Consider the following 17,429-nt stretch of genomic DNA (forward strand, 5'->3'; position numbering starts at 1 on the left):
AAAAAGGTGCCTAGGCACCTTTTTTGTTATCTAATTTATATCAATAGCGGCATCAATTAGAAATGATATTGCGCAATAATTGAGTAGGTATTTTGGTCGATACCCGCAACACCGTATTTGCTTTGCCAGTAATCATATTCAAAACCTACCAACAGTTTGTCTTGCTTGTGATCACCGAACAGTGTTTTACCTAAGTCATACTTTATTTGTGGGTTGATGTGCAGGTTTTCGTCGTAGCCGTTGTTGTCGGCAGAAAATACCCAATCAATGAAGCCATCTATAATAATGTTGGCATTGCCCACTGGCATGTCGATTCTAAATACCGGCGTAAACTGCCAACCATCACTGATATTACCACTGCTTATTGCATCTCGGCGGTAAGTGTTCAGTTGTAAATAGCTAAAAAATGGCACGTCAAGGTCTACACCAATACCATAAAGCATGCTGTGAACTGGGCCTTCACCTTCTTCGTAAGTTAATGCTAAAGAGACATCTTTTATCGCACCAAAGCTCACTGGCTGACCCAATATTTTGCTAGCACTGAAGCGCGGAGATATTTCGCCATAAGTCGAACTATCAACACCGTTATTATTACCATTAAAATTAATAAAATCTTGGAATGCAAACCAATCGCCATACTTCCAAGCACCGGCTGTTTCTAGGGTAATGGTTGTTTGTCTTTCTGATGGCGCTAAGTCATAGTTTTCGCCATGCAAGACAGTAGCGCTAACATCCCACCATTGAACTAAATCGTCAGCAAAAACATTTTGTGAGAGTACTAATGTGGCTAAAAGGTAGATTTTTTTCATTTTTCTTCCGGTTAGTAAAATGATCAGAGACGTCAATTTTGACAGTTTAAAGGTAAGTTTTATAGCGATCGAGGTTAAATTTGTGACCTATTATTCCCAATCGTGCACAATGGGGCGCAATATATTCAATATTTTGAAAGAGCACAATTAAAACCGACCAGAATGTACAGATTTCATTGTTTTCATCATCAATATAATCTTATGACAGGTATTAGCACTGTCAATGCGATGTAACGCATAAAGGTGTTTGATTGGCGCTGTTATCTTACTTAAAACGAATACCACCATGGTGACAAATAAAATGTCACTTTGCAGTAATACTGATTTGTATAGGGGGACTTATTATTACAGTTACTCATTACTAGCGATACGTATTCGTGTGGTAATGGTAAGTTGATGAATCGTTTGTCCCGTTTACTGTTCGCAATAACGCTTTGACATAATATGTCGCATTAATAAATAAAGCTGTTATAGTGAATTTACGGACATTCTCATTTATGGGGGAGAATATGGAGCTTGCAAATCCGATCGCAGTCTGGCTAGTGCTTGGGCTGTTATTGATGATCTCGGAGATTATCATTCCGGGTGGTATCGTTATTTTATTAGGTGCGGCTTGCGTTATCGTCGCAGCAGCACAAGCTGTTGGCATTATCGATGGCTTGGTACAAAGTCTGACATTATGGTTTATGGCTTCAATGGTGTTATTACTGAGTTTTCGTCATGTGACCCAGCGTTTAGTGGGCGGCGATTCACATGTCGATAATACCGATGAAGAGGCGGATCTTTATAATCAAGTCGCTATCGTTAAGCAAGCCATCGGCCCTGGTCAAAAGACCGGTCGAATTAGCTGTTTGGGTACTGATTGGACTGCTTTAGGTGATGGTACCGTGATAAAAAAAGGTACCAAAGTCAGGATCATTTGTCGGGATAATATTGCTTTTGTTGTTGAACCTATCATCGATTCTGTATAGCGATTTAGTTGATAACCTTTTGTTGCTGCGAGTTATTACTGCGAATTGTTACCGTGAGTTGAGGTTATTGAGTACTTAACTGTAAAAAATTCAGATTATTGTGATATGAATATTGTTTTGTCATTATTGTTTCGTAAATTTAGTGTCATGAATATTGTTTCGTAAATTAAGTATTGTTTCGAAATCGTCGTGTTGTGATTGCCGTTAAGTGTTATCTAGGAAAGTCAGATTAAAAGGGAGTAGATATGTTTGTGTTAACAATCGTTTTTTTATTTGTAATGTTCATTTTGTTCAAACTCATGTTAATTGTGCCAATGCGTGAAGTGCATGTTATTGAGCGTTTGGGTAAGTTTCGTACCGTGCTCGAGCCAGGGTTTCATTTTCTTGTTCCTTTTGTCGATCGGGTTGCTTATCGCCACGACACTCGTGAAGAAGTATTAGATGTGCCGCCGCAGAGTTGTATTTCAAAAGACAACACCCAGTTGGAAGTTGACGGTTTAGTCTACCTTAAAGTGATGGACGGCAAGCTGGCCAGCTATGGTATTGAAAACTATCGCCGTGCAGCGGTTAACTTAGCGCAAACAACCATGCGTTCAGAAATAGGTAAGCTGACCTTGTCGCAAACGTTTTCTGAACGTGACAGTTTGAATGAATCCATTGTGCGCGAAATTGATAAGGCTTCAGATCCTTGGGGGATCAAAGTATTACGTTACGAGATTAAAAATATCTCCCCTTCAATGAAAGTTATTCACACCCTTGAAAAACAAATGGAAGCAGAGCGTCGCAAGCGTGCCGAGATCACTTTGGCTAATGCTGAAAAAGCAGCAATGATCAATATGTCGCAAGGTGAACGTCAAGAGGCGATTAATTTGTCCGAAGGTCAAAAACAAAAGCGCATTAATGAGGCTTTAGGTACAGGGCAAGAAATTTCTATTATTGCCACTGCAAAGGCAGAAGGCATGGAAATGATCTGCAAAGCCTTAACGGTAAATGGCGGCAATGACGCCATGAATATGTTGCTTAAAGAGCAGTTTATTGGTCAAGTGGGCAAGATTTTATCTGAAGCTCAAGTCTCTGTTGTGCCTGCTGAAATGGCCAAGCTAGAAGGCTTTTTTGAAGGTATGGAGCAAGTAACTCATGCCGTATCAAATTCATCAGCAAAAGGAGCTCGCTAATGTTGATTAACGGAATTGATACTGATTTTATTGTGATGGCTATCTGGGGCGTAATTTTTGCTATTTTTGTGCTAAAACTATTCCAGTCTATCTGTCTTGTACCGACCAAGTCGGCTTATATTGTTGAACGTTTAGGTAAATATCACAATACCTTAGATGCAGGCTTCCATGCACTGATCCCTTTCGTTGATAAAGTGGCTTATATCCACGACTTAAAGGAAGAAACGATTGATGTACCGCCACAAGAATGTTTCTCCAGTGATGAAGTTAATGTTGAAGTGGATGGAGTGATTTATATTTCGGTTACCGATCCCGTTAAAGCCAGTTATGGTATTACCGACTACCGTTATGCCGCCATTCAACTTGCTCAAACAACTACGCGTTCTGTGATTGGTACCTTAGATTTAGATCGTACTTTTGAAGAGCGTGATGTGATATCAGCCAAAGTGGTTGAAGTTCTCGATGAAGCTGGCTCTATGTGGGGCATTCGAGTGCATCGTTACGAGATTAAAAATATCACCCCACCAGAAACAGTTAAAAACGCCATGGAAATGCAGGTGAATGCCGAGCGTGAACGTCGGGCATTATTAGCTAAAAGTGAAGGTGACAAGCAAAGTAAGATTAATCGTTCAGAAGGTGTGATGGCAGAAACCATTAACCGTTCTGAAGGTGAGATGCAACGCCGCATTAATGAGGCCGAAGGTAAAGCGCAAGAAATTCTCACTTTAGCGAAAGCAACTGCTGAGTCGATAGAACGATTAGCGGTGGTTATTTCATCTGAAGGCGGACAAAGTGCATTGCGTATGCAACTTGGTGAACAGTATATGAAGCAGCTAGATGGTTTAAGCAAACCTGATAGCCGTATTGTGTTACCGGGTAATCTAGTTAATTTTGAATACTGGATGCAAAGTATTGGCTTAAAAGACGATAAAAAATAATCGTTAATACTGCTATGTCACGCCACCGCGTGACGAACATTACATAAAAAAGGTTAGCGATTTCGCTAACCTTTTTTATTGTTTTTACCGCCGCAGTCTATTTAAATTATACCTTTACCGCTGCAGTCTGTTTTAATTATGCTTTTACCGCTTTTACCGCTTTTACCGCTTTTACCGCTTTTACCGCTTTTACCGCTTTAACTGGGAACCATCTCTCGAAGTAAATGTTCGCAAAAGGCTTTTGCCACAGGCGATTGAGGACTTTTGATCGAATAGGCCAAGCTGATATCGGCAAAGCCAATGCTGTGTTGCGGCAGAACATTGATTAATCGTCCCTGATTTACCGCCTCGTGAGCAATAACATGAGGTAATAAAGCGATACCCGCCCCGGCTAAACATAAGTGATATAACGAGTTAAAGTCGCTGCAGATAACTTTATAATGAGTTGGTACATTTGCATGCTGAAAATGCCAAGTTTGCTCTAGTTGCCCATGTGCATCTCTAAAGCCTAGTAATGAATGGTATTGTAAGTCATCGGTATTTTCGATCAGTGATGACTTTTCTAAATAACTTGGGCTAGCATAAATTTTACGCTCAAAAGTCGTCAACTTATGTACAGCAATATTTGCACCGTTTACTTGACCGACATCAATAATCAAGTCGAGCCCTAAACGATTGAGCTCTTTACTGCCACCAGACACAATTAACACCTCTAATTGGACTTGCGGATACGCATGAATGAAGTGAGCGATATATTCATCCATCAACTTGTCGACGAAAGGCAATAAACCAATGCGTAAATTACCTTGTACTTCATCATGACGATGTTTAAACACATATCCGGCATGATTTAATTGATTCACTAAAGGTTCGATTTGAGCAAGATATTGTCGACCTGCAGAGGTTAAGGCCATGACTCTTGTTGTGCGAGTAAATAACGGTGCCCCGAGCTGTTTTTCTATTTCTCCAATCCGGCGACTGACTAATGCTCTGCGAGTATCAAAAGATTTTGCCGCTTTTGAAAAACTGCCTAACTTTGCTACAGCAATGAATAGCTCTAAATCTTTGATATTCAATATGGCAACCTATACAGCTGAAGCTGTGGACAATAAATCCATTTTAATGGACTTTTTAGTATTAATGGCATTGAACATATCGATCATAAACCGACATGTCACCAGATTTACTCGCCATAAAAAGCAAACTTAATCTAGTTTCTTTAGTCATGAATGTGAGTGTTTAATAGCCTATTAGGCCAATTACTTAACGCTAACATTAATTAATTGTTTATTTTATATAGTAATTTTCGCTTACAGCTTTGTCAATTTAGGTGTGATTTTCGCGGTTAGAACATCACAAGTGAGTGATTTTAGTGACTTTGATATTAATGTCGTCTAAAGGTTCACTCTGCTACCTAAGGTGATAGTGGGCATAAAATAGCTGAAGTATTGCACGCCATTATCTCGCTATTTAAGATATAATGCCTCGCAGATTTCTGGGAGGAAAAATGGACGTATCATCATTATTAGACGGCCTAAACGATAAACAGCGTGAGGCAGTCGGCGCTCCACTTTCAAATATGTTGGTGTTAGCGGGTGCCGGCAGTGGTAAAACCCGTGTATTAACCCATCGTATTGCGTGGTTAATGCAAGTTGAACAACAAAGTCCATATTCTATTTTGGCAGTCACCTTTACCAACAAAGCCGCGGCAGAAATGCGTGAACGGGTGGAAAAGGTTGTGGGCACTAACATGGGGCGGATGTGGATCGGTACCTTCCATGGTTTAGCGCATCGGTTATTGCGAACCCATTATCAAGATGCCAATTTACCGCAAAGTTTCCAGATTATCGATTCTGACGATCAGTTACGTTTACTGAAACGCATTCTTAAAAGCCTTAATTTAGATGAGAAGCAATATCCTCCTCGTCAGGCCCAAGGCTATATTAACGGCAAAAAAGACCAAGGATTACGACCTAAGCATATCGATGCGGGCGGTTTTCCGATTGAACAAAATTTACTGAATATTTATAAGGTTTACCAAGAGTCTTGCGATCGCGCAGGTTTGGTCGACTTTGCCGAAATCTTACTACGAGCTCATGAATTATGGCTCAATAAACCGCATTTACTGGCACATTACCAAGAACGCTTCCGTCATATTTTAGTGGATGAGTTTCAAGATACCAACGCGATTCAATATGCGTGGATCCGTGTGTTAGCCGGTAACACAGCCAATGTGATGATTGTCGGTGATGACGATCAATCTATTTACGGTTGGCGTGGTGCGCAAATTGAAAACTTACATCGTTTCTTAAAAGACTTCTCGGGTGCAACAACCATTCGTTTAGAACAAAATTATCGTTCAACAGCGAATATTTTGAATGCCTCTAACGCTGTGATTGCCAATAACCCAGATCGTTTGGGCAAAGAGTTATGGACCGAAGATAAAGATGGCGAGCCCATTTCGGTCTATTGCGCCTTTAATGAAATGGATGAAGCCAAATTTATTGTTGGACGCATTAGCGACTGGCATGAAAAGGGCGGCAGTTTGAGCGAGTGCGCCATTTTATATCGTTCAAATGCACAATCGCGAGTATTAGAAGAAGCCTTTTTACACAAAGGGTTAGCGTATCGTATTTACGGTGGTCTGCGCTTCTTCGAGCGACAAGAAATTAAAGATGCTATGGGCTATATGCGTCTGATTAATAACCAAAATGATGATGCGGCATTCGAGCGTGTGGTGAATACGCCAGCTCGTGGTATCGGCGATCGTACTTTGGATATCATCCGCTCAACCGCTAGACAGCATGAACTGACGCTGTGGCAAGCTTGCGTGAGTTTAATCGAAGAGAAAGTCCTTGCCGGGCGTGCGGCTAATGCCATCAATGGCTTTATGGAACTGATTATTGCGATGCGAACGGATACGGCAGATATGTTGCTGTACCGGATGGCTGACGATGTGATTGACCGTTCAGGCTTGCGTACCATGTATGAGGCCGAAAAAGGCGAGAAAGCTCAAGCTCGAATTGAAAACTTAAACGAGTTGGTTACTGCTGCGCGCAGTTTTGAAATGCCTGAAGAGCTTGAAGACATGGGCGAACTTAATGCCTTTTTGTCTCATGCAGCATTAGAAGCTGGCGAAGGTCAGGCTGATGCCTTTACCGATGCCGTGCAGTTGATGACATTGCATTCAGCCAAAGGGCTTGAGTTCCCAATGGTGTTTATGGCGGGCGTTGAAGAAGGATTATTCCCGAGCAAGATGGCACTGGATGAAGGCGATCGTTTAGATGAAGAGCGCCGTTTGTGTTATGTCGGTATGACCCGTGCTATGCAAAAACTGTACATCAGTTATGCTGAGTCTCGTCGTATTTATGGCCGTGAAGATTATGCTAGCCCATCACGGTTTATTAACGAAATTCCTGAAAAGTTTGTTGAGCAAATCCGTATACGTGCTCAGGTTAAGCCGTCAGTTAGTCAGCGTTTTCCTGCGAAGGCTACGGTTGCCACTAAAAAACCTCATGGTTTTAACGACACCGGTCATAAAGTGGGTTCTAAAGTGAAGCACTTTAAGTTTGGTGAAGGGGTCGTGACTAGCTTTGAAGGTTCTGGTGAAAAAGGACGTGTGCAGGTTGAGTTTGTCGATTTTGGCAGTAAATGGCTGTTGGTGTCGTTAGCAAAACTAGAGCGTTGTTAACGTGTTTCGCTTGCTAAATCATGGAGAGATGACGCCAATGACATTGCAAGATAAGCTTCGTGCTTATGCACGATTAATGCGGATAGATAGGCCTATTGGTACCTTGCTTCTGCTATGGCCGTGTTTAATGGCACTGGTGTTAGCGGCTCAAGGGCTGCCAGACATTAAGGTGTTGTTAATCTTTATTATTGGCGTGGTGATTATGCGCGCCAATGGCTGCATTATTAATGACTTTGCCGATCGTAAACTAGATGCTCATGTCGAGCGTACGAGTATGCGACCGTTGGTGTCGGGGGAAGTGTCTGTTAAAGAGGCACTGACTCTATTTACCCTCTTAGGTTTGGCTGCGTTTTGCTTAGTATTATGGCTTAATCCACTGGTAGTGCAGTTATCTGTGGTGGGGATTATTTTAACGGTGATGTACCCGTTTATGAAACGGGTGACCAACATGCCACAAATGTTTTTGGGCATTGTGTGGAGTTGGTCAATTCCGATGGCCTATGCCGCTCAACTTGGTGAAGTGCCAGTTGAAGCGTGGTGGTTATTTATGGCCAATTGGTGTTGGACGGTAGCGTACGACACCATGTATGCCATCGTCGATCGTGACGATGACTTAAAAGTAGGCATTAAATCAACGGCTATTTTATTCGGTCGCTTTGATCGACAGATTATCGGTTTGTTTCAACTTGCTGCACTAGGGTGTTTTGTGATGGCTGGGCTGGTGGCCGACCGTGGGATTATTTACGGCTTAGGTATTATCAGCTTTATTGGTTTTGCCGTGTATCAGCAACGATTAATTTTTGGTCGTGAACGTGCACCATGTTTTAAAGCCTTTTTAAATAATAACTGGGCCGGAATGGTATTGTTTATCGCACTTGCGTTGGATTATATGATTTAACGTTTGTGGTTTATTACCATAGGGCAGGGATGCATGAAAACAATTTATGGGTTAATCGGCGCGATAATGTGTTGTGGGCTATCTCTAGCCAGTGCGTCAGCTAACAATGATGCTGTACTGCCAGGCTTAACAAGCAACGCTGTCGATGTGCATTCCACTGCTGCAGTAGTCAATATTCCTCGTACCCGCCAATTTGTGCTTAAAGATGGCGATCGTGACTATCAAGTGATGATCAAGCTCCCCAAAAAATACCAGCAAAATAGTTCACATCAATATCCAGTGATATACATGACTGACTCCATGTATAGCTTACAAGTGGTGTCTGGTGCGACGCGATTTCCAATGAACAGTAACATGATGCAGCAAGCTATTTTAGTCGCCATAGGCTATCAGAGGCCAAGCAAAGGTTCGGCGAGTCGGATCCGCGACTATACCCCAAGTCACGATGCGAGTTGGAAACTACCCACTGGCGAGGCCAAGCGACACGTTGCTTTTATCAGCCAGGTTGTTATGCCATTCGTTGAAAAAAACTATCGGGTCGACAGCCAACAAAACACCTTTGTGGGTAATTCGCTAGGCGGGTTAATGGGTGCTTATATTTTATTAGAACAGCCAAAGTTATTTAATTATTACGTATTGGGCAGTCCATCTCTGTGGTTTGACAATAAACAATTATTGCAGCAGTTTGCTCAGCGTTTTAGTCAAACACCAGCAATATCTGCCAAGGTGTTTATTGGCATTGGCGAATTTGAAAAACCACCTTATACCGATAATGGTCATCAGATGGTTGCAGATGCGCAGGCTTTATTTAAACGACTCCAATCCCATCCATCGGCGCAATCTGGTGACTTAGCACTCAAGCTGCTAGTCATCCCCGAGGCCGATCATTCGATGGCTTTTCCTACCACCGCGATTCATGGTTTAACTTGGCTGTTCAAGCGCAACTTATCTTGATACCCATTGACGGCAATTTTTAGTAACAATTTTTGTGCCAATCAATAGCGGTGAAACTAATGTTTGCTGATATGTTAACAACTTGTATCTTCACGTTTATATTAAGAATAATGATATGGCGTGGGTCAGTAACATATACAGGGATAAGTATTCAATGAGAGCCACGGTTAAGTATCGGTTAGTCTTTTTAGTCTTAATGGTGTTGAGCTTTGTGATAGGCGTTCAGTGGACACCAGAGTCGTTAACAAGCGATACTGATAAGTGGCCGTTATATCTTATTTGCGGATTGTATTTTGTGTTACTGCCACTGAGCTACTGGTATTGCATTATTAAAATGGGTGGCCAGAAACTGTGGAAACTGATTGTTATTTTCAGTTTGAGCAGCTTGGTTGCTCGGTTAAGTTTTCCTGCTGAAGTCGCGCATTATTTTGAGTTTATTGCATGGTTACGCTATCCGATTATTGCGGTGCTGTTGGTCATTGAATTGTATTTGGTGGTGAGTGTTGTTCGTGGCTTGATTAAGGTACGAAAGCTTAAGGGCGATCCTAGAGTCGGGGCGGTAGAAACGTATCGGGATGGCGATGATAAAAGCTTAACTATTGCGCTTATTCTCGCCAGTGAAGCGACTAACTGGTTTTATTCTATCCCTTGGTTCTCACGTCATCATCCACCAGTAATTGCCAATATCAATCTTGTTAGCGCGACACGCTGGCATGTGTGGTTAATGCTTATTGGTTGTGTTGGTGCGTCGAGTCTGAGTTACGTATTACTGGCATCGTGGAGTGAGTGGGTGGCGATTATTGTCTCGAGCATTATTGCCTATACCTTAATGTCTATCGTGGCTAACCATCGATTATCACGTTATTACTCTTTGTATTTAATCAGAGATAACTTAGTGATCAATAATTCATTGTGGGGATTTATGGTAGTGAACATTGCCGATATTGCTAGTGCCGCTGATCAACAATCAACTGAATTAAATAAAGATGAGCCAGAAACCATTATGATTGGCCGTGGGCAGAGTAATGTCACTATTACCCTCAACCGTCCGGTCATTTATCATGGTGGTATGGGTCAGTTACCCGAACCGATGAAAACGGTGCATTTGAGTGTGGATGAGCCGCAGCGATTCATTCAGGCGCTTAATAATGCTAAAACCTCGGTGGCTGTGTAACCGGAAACGTCATAAAAAATGCGCTGATAAAAGCGCATTTTTTATGGGTAAATCAGTACTTGCAAGTGAAAGCCCTGTAGTTGATTGGCTGATTAGTCTCGCACTAACTTAGTCTCGCACTAACCTAGTCTCGTACTAACTTAGTTAAGTCTGCAGGGCGATAATAAACTGATTTTAATACTTTGCCTTGGCGAACTACTTTACCCGCCATATCGACATCTTTAGCGCACTTAGCAATAATAAACTCACCTTTAGTGCTACCGACTATCTCAACACCTTGTTTGGCGTAAAAGGCGATGGTTTCATCCAATTCTTGCTGGTTACGGCATACTTTGCTCATGTTGCTTGAGTGCACTTCATCCCAGCATTGGATAAAGTCTATTTCGCGGTTTTTAGCCACGTTAAGCAATAAATCGATAAGATAGCTGATCTCTAGACGATCGCTTACCTGAGACGCACCTATGTGCACTAAACGACCCATTAATACATAGACAGAGTCAACAATCGCATCAGCTTGTTCCATGCGAGAGTCTGCTTCTGCAAGCTCGGTCATTTCTTCAATAATTAATGAGGTGTGTAAGGTATCAGCTTTGTCGTCTAGGCTAGCACTGTCGTTAACCGGTAAATCAAAAGTACTGCGAAACTCAAAAATATCGCGATATAAATGGTCATAGATAGGCTGAGTGAGTTGACTGAGTTTCATTGGAGTACCTTATTAATAAATGTGCGCTAATTTTAAATAAATGAGCCATGGAATACAAAGGCAATCAGTCGATTTACCGATAAAAAAACCGGCAAGATAGCCGGTTTTAATGGTTTTATTGGGAAAGCCTATTTGATAAATGCAAAAGCATCACCATACAAATGGGCTTCTTCAATGCCAAGCTCACGGAACAATTCTCGTGCAGTGCCAACCATATCAAAACGGCCAGCAATGTAGATATCGTAGCCATTCAAACTGACAAAATCCTGTTTAATCTGCTCGAGTAGATTAGCTTTTTTACCTTCCCAATTACCGTCAGCAAGTTCTACTACTGGAATAAACTCTAACCAAGAATGATCGGCATGCCATTGACGAGCGATGTCTTGATAGTACATAGCTTCTTCGTTACGACAACCCCAATACAGTTTAGTCTTAATGGTTTCGCCGTTAGCAATTTGTGCTTCAACGATACTTTTTATATATGAGAAACCGGTACCGCCTGCAATGAGGATGCGTGGTCGATGGCTCTCACTACGTAAAAAAGCTTCGCCAGCAGGTGCTTCAATATCAATATGTGTCGCTGTTTGTAAGCGTTCAACAACTTGCATTGGATAACTTTCGCTAACCGCGGCACCAATGTGCAACTCAATTAACGCTGCATTAGGCGCGGAAGCGATAGAAAAAGGACGTTTGTCTTTTTCACCCATGACCACAGTTAGGTATTGGCCAGCCTTAAAGTCAAAGGCTGCTTCGGGTTTAAGGAACACTTGGTATACAGCGTCATTAAACGGGGTGACTTTTTCTATCTGACAACGAATGGTTTTCATCTAACGTCCTTTAAACCCTTTTATAATTTTTTATCAACGAGTTAATTATAGCTATTTACGCCCGGATCGGATCGCTGTAGTTACAATGTTGGCATATCTTGTATGCCGAGATCATCCCAAATTTGGTCAATTCTCTGTTTTGTCTTTTCATCCATCACGATAGGGGTTCCCCATTCTCGCGTGGTTTCACCAGGCCATTTGTTAGTGGCATCTAAACCCATCTTAGATCCTAAACCAGCAACGGGTGAGGCAAAATCAAGATAATCTATTGGAGTATTATCTACCATCATGGTATCGCGAATAGGATCCATTCGTGTAGTAATGGCCCAAATAACATCTTGCCAATCACGGCAATTGACATCGTCATCAACAACAACGATAAATTTGGTATACATAAACTGGCGCAAGAATGACCAGGCCCCCATCATGACACGCTTAGCATGACCAGGATATTGCTTACGGATTGAAATCACAGCCATACGGTATGAACAACCTTCAGGCGGCAGATAAAAATCAATAATTTCTGGATACTGCTTACGTAAAATGGGGACAAATACTTCGTTCAACGCCACGCCTAACATGGCCGGCTCATCAGGTGGACGACCGGTATAGGTACTATGATAAATGGCGTCTTTACGATGAGTAATGTGAGTCACGGTAAATACTGGGAATGAGTCAGTTTCGTTATAGTAGCCAGTGTGATCGCCGTATGGACCTTCTACTGCTGTCTCATCTGGATCAATATAACCTTCAAGAATAATCTCGCTGGTGGCTGGCACCTCAAGATCGCAGCTAATGGCTTTACAGACTTCAGTTCGTTCGCCGCGCAGTAAACCTGCAAAAGCATATTCACTCATGGAGTCTGGCACAGGCGTGACAGCCCCTAAAATGGTCACCGGATCGCTACCTAATGCCACTACGACAGGATAACGCTCTCCCGGATGAAGCTGTTTAAAGTCTTTAAAATCTAAGGCACCGCCACGGTGATCAAGCCAGCGCATAATCAGCTTGTTTTTACTTAATAACTGTTGACGATAAATACCTAGGTTTTGTCTTTTTTGACGCGGCCCTTTGGTGATGGTTAGTCCCCAAGTCACTAATGGGGCGACATCTCCAGGCCAGCAATGTTGGATTGGCAACGATGTTAGGTCAACTTCATCACCGGTTTTAACCACTTGCTGACAAGGCGGATTACGCACTGTTTTAGGCGGCATATTTAATGCCTGCTTATACATAGGTATTTTGGCGATGGCATCTTTAAAGCCACTTGGTGGCTCTGGTTCTTTTAAGAATGCTAATAATTCACCGACTTCACGCAAAGCCAAAGGGTCGTCTTTACCCAATGCCATAGCAACACGTTTAGGCGTGCCAAATAAGTTAACCAGTACTGGCATGGTATGGTTGGTCGGATTCTCAAATAACAGTGCGGGGCCTCCAGATCGTAAAACACGATCGGCGATCTCTGTCATTTCTAAATGAGGGTCAACAGGGTAGCTAATGCGCTTTAACTCGCCATTTTTTTCCAAATGATCGATGAAGCTGCGTAAATCTTTAAAACTCATGTTTACCGCCTGTAAATGAAATCCAAACCAATATGGCGCGCACTATAGCATTTTTCTAATATAGGGTTAATACCAATCCATATAAATTGGTATTGCTCTGCGGGGTTCAATACTGGTTAGGTTGGATATTAGTTCTTTTCGTTTGAGAGTAAATATCTGAATGTCATTTAATCAGTTCATCAGGTAGTCAGCTATCTAAGGCTATTGTGCCACACCATTAACTGTCATTGATTATTAACTAATCATTTTGAAAGGCTATAAGCGTTAATACCAATAATATAATCACATCAATTGAGGAGGCATCAATTGAGAGTTTATCGAGTGAATGAAATTCTCTAAGTCGTTTGATTATGCTATTGGAGTGAATGATGGTTATAGGTGTAAATAATAATTGAGTAGACCTATCATTTCAGAACCATAACGGATATCGACTTTAACTCGACTTAGCGTAAACTGGTGGATGTCGATAATGTGCTGGAGGTGATGTATGCCGATTAATAGATTCCCTGTGTTGCTATGGTCTTTTGGGAGTGGAGTTTGTTTACTATGCAGCTTGACTCTGTCTGTGCAGGCGAAAGTGCCATTGGATATTGCTCTAGGCGATAGAGTGTCACATTCGGTAGGTTATCAACATCAAGGTCGACGTCATTCTTCGCATTATCGTGACCCATGGCGCTGGGGATTTGGTTGGAATAGTGTTTGGGGGCCGACGATTGGGCTTAGTCGATATAATGGCTATGGCAGTCGATATGACAATCGATATGACAATCGATATGACAATCGATATGACAATCGCTGGGGTATAGACGAATATCGTCGCAACAACGATAATTATTACCCTTATCGAACGGTTAATATTGCACCTCGCCAAAGCTACCAAGTCGTTGAACCTGCAGTGATATCTGCGCCGCAGCGAACGACTACTCAAGTTCAATATGCTTCTGGGTTAAGTCGTTTACCTGAAAATGCCAAAGTGATTCAGCGCGCGAACGGTACCGTTTATGAATGGCAAGGCGTTGAATATTATTTTGACTGGAACACTCAAACCTATGAGGTAGCCAAAGTAGAGGCTCCATAGCTGCCTGCATAGAAACAATACTCAATGCTATGGTCTGCTTTAGCCTGGTACATCGCTGTATCGGCTGCAGTGATGAGTTCTCGGCTATTTAAACCATGTTCTGGCAGTACACTAATTCCGATACTGGCGCCAACTTCTAAGGTATGCTTCCCAATAATAATCGGTTGCTTAATACTGGCTAATAGCTGGTTTATTTTATGTTCAATATCAATTGGTTCAGGAAGCATATCAAGCCAAACGATAAATTCATCGCCGCCGAGTCTGCCCACTATATCGGTAGCGCGTAGACTATTAACCAAACGTTTTGCAATGGTCATGATCACTTCATCACCAATACTATGGCCCAGGGTGTCGTTAATATTTTTAAATTTATTAAGGTCAATAAATAATAGTGCCGCTTGATTTTCTCCGCGTAAATCCCTTGCTATAGCAGTATCAATTTGTTTTATGAATGCGCGACGGTTATAAATACCGGTTAGTTCATCATGTTCAGCTAAGAAAATGAGTTGGTCTTGTTGTTCAATTAATTTACGGGTTTGGCTGTCTACTTCTTGCTTTAATTCATCCTTTTTAATGGTGATTTGAGCAAGTGAAAGCTTCATTCTATTGAAGTTATGGGCGAGTGCAGATAACTCATCGGTATCACTGAAATTAATTTGACTCTTTAGGTCTCCAGCCGCAAGTGCTTCCATCCCTTGGTTGAGTGAGGCTAACCCTTTCTTAAATCGAATGAGTGTCATAAATGACCATACGGTGACCAGAATCGCTAATATCAATAGCACCATTCCGACAAGGAATAATAACGTTTGTTGTTTTTGGCTCGCTTGTTTAATCGATAATTGATGAAGATTAAACATTTCTTCAGTCATCTCTTCAATAACCATGCTGTATTTTGCTTTAAATAACCGTTCAGCTGTGAGGGTGGATGACACATCGACTTGTTTACTATGAAAGCTATTTTGAGTATTAATGAGTGCTCTAATATTGGTATTCAGTCTATTCAGGTTTCCAATAATGAGTTTTTGTTGCGTACCCCATTGAATGTCTTCTGAGAGGTTTTTGGCCAGTTCAGCTTGGCGTATATTTAACTCTGATAACCCTTGGTCATCTGTATACTCTTGGTAAAGCCACAGTTGACTACGCAAACTATCAATGTTGATTTGTAACTTCATTGAGTAATTGAGTTGACGGTATATTTGTTGTTGATAATAGTGAACTTGTATCAGTGACAAGCCGACAATCAATGTAAGCAGTGAACAGAGTGTTGCAGTGAGTTTTAGACGTTTAGATAACATCATAAATTACCATCCCGCCTCTAAATTGGTGAACTTTTCAAACAATTTTCGGTCAAGAATCTGCCTAAAATCAACACTATTCTCTTCAGAGACTAATTTATTATCAATTGCCCATTGGCTTTGAGTTTGGATGTTAGAAAAGAGTGCATTACTGAGTGATAACCGAAAAGTATAGTCATTCCAGGAATAACTAAGTTGGGATTGATCGATATCTAATACACGGCTAATTTTCGTCTGAGCAAGATCTGGGTGTGTATGAATATAATCGGTTGCGTCGTTAATTGATTTGAGTAGCGCTAACTTTTCTGTAGTTGATAGCCTTGTCTCTTTAAGCTCGATTAAGTTGAACGATAAGTGGTATAGGCCGCGACTGCTGATGACGTTGGTATTTGAGGGGACTTGTTGTGTTAACAAATAACTTAAGGGCTCCCAAGCTGAAATAATATCAACCTCATTATTTAATAACGCCGGAATAAGCTGCTCCGCAGGTAAATATACTCGCTCGATTGGCTGCTGAGTTTTGTTATACATAATCAATAAACTATCGAAGAAAAACTCACTGGCACTGCTTTTTACTATCCCTATGCGTGCGTGGGCTAAATTATCCAGTTGTTGATATTTTTGCGGTGTTAAACTCAGTAATTTGAGATCATTATCTGATTCGACAAAACTGGCTAATACAGAAAAGTTTGTTTGTTTAAAACTATTAAACATGACCACCGTTTCTGAGGCCGTGGCGAGGTCAACTTGTTTATTCTTCAGGGCGTCAAAGCATTTCACTCCGCTGTCGAATCTCACTAGCTCAACATTAAGCCCATTCGCTCTAAAGTAACCTTGTTGTTGTGCAATAAAAAAAGGTGCAGAAAGAGGTGTGCCAGATACCGCAATTTTAATAGGGTCTTTTAGGGCGGAAGCGGTAAGTGATTTGCTTGTACCAAGGTCACAACTGACAATGCCGATTAATATGAAAGTTAAGATAAACATGTTCAACACTTTGATCATAAAGATACTTCAATAAGGAGTGAATAAGGTTAAGTGTAGCGAATGTATTTTTTTTTGATGTTAAATTTTTGCAAACAAAAGATTTTTTAATAATATCAATCAATAGCGTTAGTACTAAGGTATGAGTGATAACATTAATTTATTTATAGTGAGCAATAGGGAAAGCAAGATTATATTTTATTTGTTTATTAATTTCAATGCATTATGATTTGTCTGATGAGTCTGTGTCACTGTTGAATATTCAATATGCGGGGATATATCTCCGCTAATATATTTTCTGCTTGTTGAAACTTTAATTGGTTAATTGATTGTGTTAATAATTCAATATGTTGTGGTGCAATGAGGTTAAGTG

15 protein-coding genes are annotated in these 17,429 nt (G+C 41.3%); 8 read left to right on the forward strand and 7 right to left on the reverse strand.

From position 1 onward, the window contains the following. Positions 1–56: 56 nt before the first annotated feature. Positions 57–809: an outer membrane protein OmpK gene (locus tag HNW13_RS17330; protein ID WP_192114168.1), complete on the reverse strand. Its 753-nt coding sequence runs from the start codon at positions 807–809 to the stop codon at positions 57–59. Between the two features lie 509 nt (positions 810–1,318). Between HNW13_RS17330 and HNW13_RS17335 the strand changes: the two genes are divergently transcribed. From HNW13_RS17335 to HNW13_RS17345, 3 genes are all read left to right on the forward strand, one after another. Beyond that, positions 1,319–1,780, forward strand: a complete 462-nt coding sequence (locus HNW13_RS17335; RefSeq protein ID WP_101085165.1) for an NfeD family protein — start codon at positions 1,319–1,321, stop codon at positions 1,778–1,780. A gap of 245 nt (positions 1,781–2,025) precedes the next feature. Continuing rightward, entirely contained in the window at positions 2,026–2,955 is a 930-nt protein-coding gene (locus HNW13_RS17340) for a slipin family protein (RefSeq protein ID WP_101085166.1), read from the forward strand. A gap of 2 nt (positions 2,956–2,957) precedes the next feature. Then, positions 2,958–3,893 (forward strand): stomatin-like protein, encoded by a 936-nt coding sequence (locus HNW13_RS17345; protein WP_162024400.1) that lies wholly within the window; start codon positions 2,958–2,960, stop codon positions 3,891–3,893. A gap of 197 nt (positions 3,894–4,090) precedes the next feature. On the opposite strand, the gene HNW13_RS17350 is transcribed toward HNW13_RS17345, so the two are convergent. Next, positions 4,091–4,969, reverse strand: coding sequence for a LysR family transcriptional regulator (locus tag HNW13_RS17350; protein WP_192114169.1), 879 nt, complete (start codon positions 4,967–4,969; stop codon positions 4,091–4,093). Positions 4,970–5,400: 431 nt separating this feature from the next. On the opposite strand from HNW13_RS17350, the gene uvrD reads away from it, so the two are divergent. The 4 genes from uvrD (at position 5,401) to HNW13_RS17370 (ending at position 10,610) form a co-directional block, all read left to right on the forward strand. Beyond that, positions 5,401–7,584 carry a DNA helicase II gene (uvrD, locus tag HNW13_RS17355; RefSeq protein ID WP_011638834.1) on the forward strand — a complete coding sequence of 728 codons (2,184 nt, stop codon included), beginning with the start codon at positions 5,401–5,403 and terminating at the stop codon, positions 7,582–7,584. A 37-nt stretch (positions 7,585–7,621) separates the two neighbouring features. Next, a complete protein-coding gene (gene ubiA / locus HNW13_RS17360) occupies positions 7,622–8,482 on the forward strand; it encodes a 4-hydroxybenzoate octaprenyltransferase (protein ID WP_182743113.1) in 861 nt (286 codons plus the stop codon). A 33-nt stretch (positions 8,483–8,515) separates the two neighbouring features. Continuing rightward, positions 8,516–9,436 carry an alpha/beta hydrolase-fold protein gene (locus HNW13_RS17365; protein WP_192114170.1) on the forward strand — a complete coding sequence of 307 codons (921 nt, stop codon included), beginning with the start codon at positions 8,516–8,518 and terminating at the stop codon, positions 9,434–9,436. Positions 9,437–9,590: 154 nt separating this feature from the next. Next, complete coding sequence (locus tag HNW13_RS17370; protein ID WP_192114171.1) at positions 9,591–10,610, forward strand: hypothetical protein; 1,020 nt, start codon at positions 9,591–9,593, stop codon at positions 10,608–10,610. A gap of 124 nt (positions 10,611–10,734) precedes the next feature. Here HNW13_RS17370 and HNW13_RS17375 read toward each other — a convergent pair whose 3' ends face one another. The 3 genes from HNW13_RS17375 to ubiD form a co-directional block, all read right to left on the reverse strand. Continuing rightward, complete coding sequence (locus tag HNW13_RS17375; RefSeq protein ID WP_101085172.1) at positions 10,735–11,313, reverse strand: nucleoside triphosphate pyrophosphohydrolase family protein; 579 nt, start codon at positions 11,311–11,313, stop codon at positions 10,735–10,737. A gap of 128 nt (positions 11,314–11,441) precedes the next feature. Beyond that, positions 11,442–12,140, reverse strand: a complete 699-nt coding sequence (gene fre, locus HNW13_RS17380; RefSeq protein WP_192114172.1) for an NAD(P)H-flavin reductase — start codon at positions 12,138–12,140, stop codon at positions 11,442–11,444. Positions 12,141–12,220: 80 nt separating this feature from the next. Next, the gene (ubiD, locus tag HNW13_RS17385; protein ID WP_101085174.1) at positions 12,221–13,702 is read right to left on the reverse strand and encodes a 4-hydroxy-3-polyprenylbenzoate decarboxylase; all 1,482 of its coding nucleotides are present in this window, start codon (positions 13,700–13,702) and stop codon (positions 12,221–12,223) included. Between the two features lie 487 nt (positions 13,703–14,189). Here ubiD and HNW13_RS17390 point away from each other — a divergent pair, with 487 nt between their 5' ends. After that, positions 14,190–14,780 carry a hypothetical protein gene (locus HNW13_RS17390; protein ID WP_192114173.1) on the forward strand — a complete coding sequence of 197 codons (591 nt, stop codon included), beginning with the start codon at positions 14,190–14,192 and terminating at the stop codon, positions 14,778–14,780. Here the strand turns inward: HNW13_RS17390 and HNW13_RS17395 are convergent. Together HNW13_RS17395 and HNW13_RS17400 are read right to left on the reverse strand one after the other, a co-directional pair. Further along, positions 14,750–16,078 carry a diguanylate cyclase gene (locus tag HNW13_RS17395; RefSeq protein WP_101085175.1) on the reverse strand — a complete coding sequence of 443 codons (1,329 nt, stop codon included), beginning with the start codon at positions 16,076–16,078 and terminating at the stop codon, positions 14,750–14,752. The two genes, HNW13_RS17390 and HNW13_RS17395, sit on opposite strands and share 31 nt — an antisense overlap. Positions 16,079–16,081: 3 nt before the next feature. Further along, positions 16,082–17,059 (reverse strand): ABC transporter substrate-binding protein, encoded by a 978-nt coding sequence (locus HNW13_RS17400; protein WP_192114174.1) that lies wholly within the window; start codon positions 17,057–17,059, stop codon positions 16,082–16,084. Between the last annotated feature and the right edge of the window lie 370 nt (positions 17,060–17,429).

This window comes from Shewanella sp. BF02_Schw, assembly GCF_014596695.2.
In the GTDB taxonomy this organism is placed as follows: Bacteria; Pseudomonadota; Gammaproteobacteria; order Enterobacterales; family Shewanellaceae; genus Shewanella.

What these genes read in the sequence shown, in the direction of transcription:
- HNW13_RS17330 (WP_192114168.1), bottom strand. Translation starts at nt 809, where the DNA reads ATGAAAAAAATCTACCTTTTAGCCACATTAGTACTCTCACAAAATGTT.
- HNW13_RS17335 (WP_101085165.1), top strand. Translation starts at nt 1,319, where the DNA reads ATGGAGCTTGCAAATCCGATCGCAGTCTGGCTAGTGCTTGGGCTGTTA.
- HNW13_RS17340 (WP_101085166.1), top strand. Translation starts at nt 2,026, where the DNA reads ATGTTTGTGTTAACAATCGTTTTTTTATTTGTAATGTTCATTTTGTTC.
- uvrD (WP_011638834.1), top strand. Translation starts at nt 5,401, where the DNA reads ATGGACGTATCATCATTATTAGACGGCCTAAACGATAAACAGCGTGAG.
- ubiA (WP_182743113.1), top strand. Translation starts at nt 7,622, where the DNA reads ATGACATTGCAAGATAAGCTTCGTGCTTATGCACGATTAATGCGGATA.
- HNW13_RS17365 (WP_192114170.1), top strand. Translation starts at nt 8,516, where the DNA reads ATGAAAACAATTTATGGGTTAATCGGCGCGATAATGTGTTGTGGGCTA.
- HNW13_RS17370 (WP_192114171.1), top strand. Translation starts at nt 9,591, where the DNA reads ATGAGAGCCACGGTTAAGTATCGGTTAGTCTTTTTAGTCTTAATGGTG.
- HNW13_RS17375 (WP_101085172.1), bottom strand. Translation starts at nt 11,313, where the DNA reads ATGAAACTCAGTCAACTCACTCAGCCTATCTATGACCATTTATATCGC.
- fre (WP_192114172.1), bottom strand. Translation starts at nt 12,140, where the DNA reads ATGAAAACCATTCGTTGTCAGATAGAAAAAGTCACCCCGTTTAATGAC.
- ubiD (WP_101085174.1), bottom strand. Translation starts at nt 13,702, where the DNA reads ATGAGTTTTAAAGATTTACGCAGCTTCATCGATCATTTGGAAAAAAAT.
- HNW13_RS17390 (WP_192114173.1), top strand. Translation starts at nt 14,190, where the DNA reads ATGCCGATTAATAGATTCCCTGTGTTGCTATGGTCTTTTGGGAGTGGA.
- HNW13_RS17395 (WP_101085175.1), bottom strand. Translation starts at nt 16,078, where the DNA reads ATGATGTTATCTAAACGTCTAAAACTCACTGCAACACTCTGTTCACTG.
- HNW13_RS17400 (WP_192114174.1), bottom strand. Translation starts at nt 17,059, where the DNA reads ATGTTTATCTTAACTTTCATATTAATCGGCATTGTCAGTTGTGACCTT.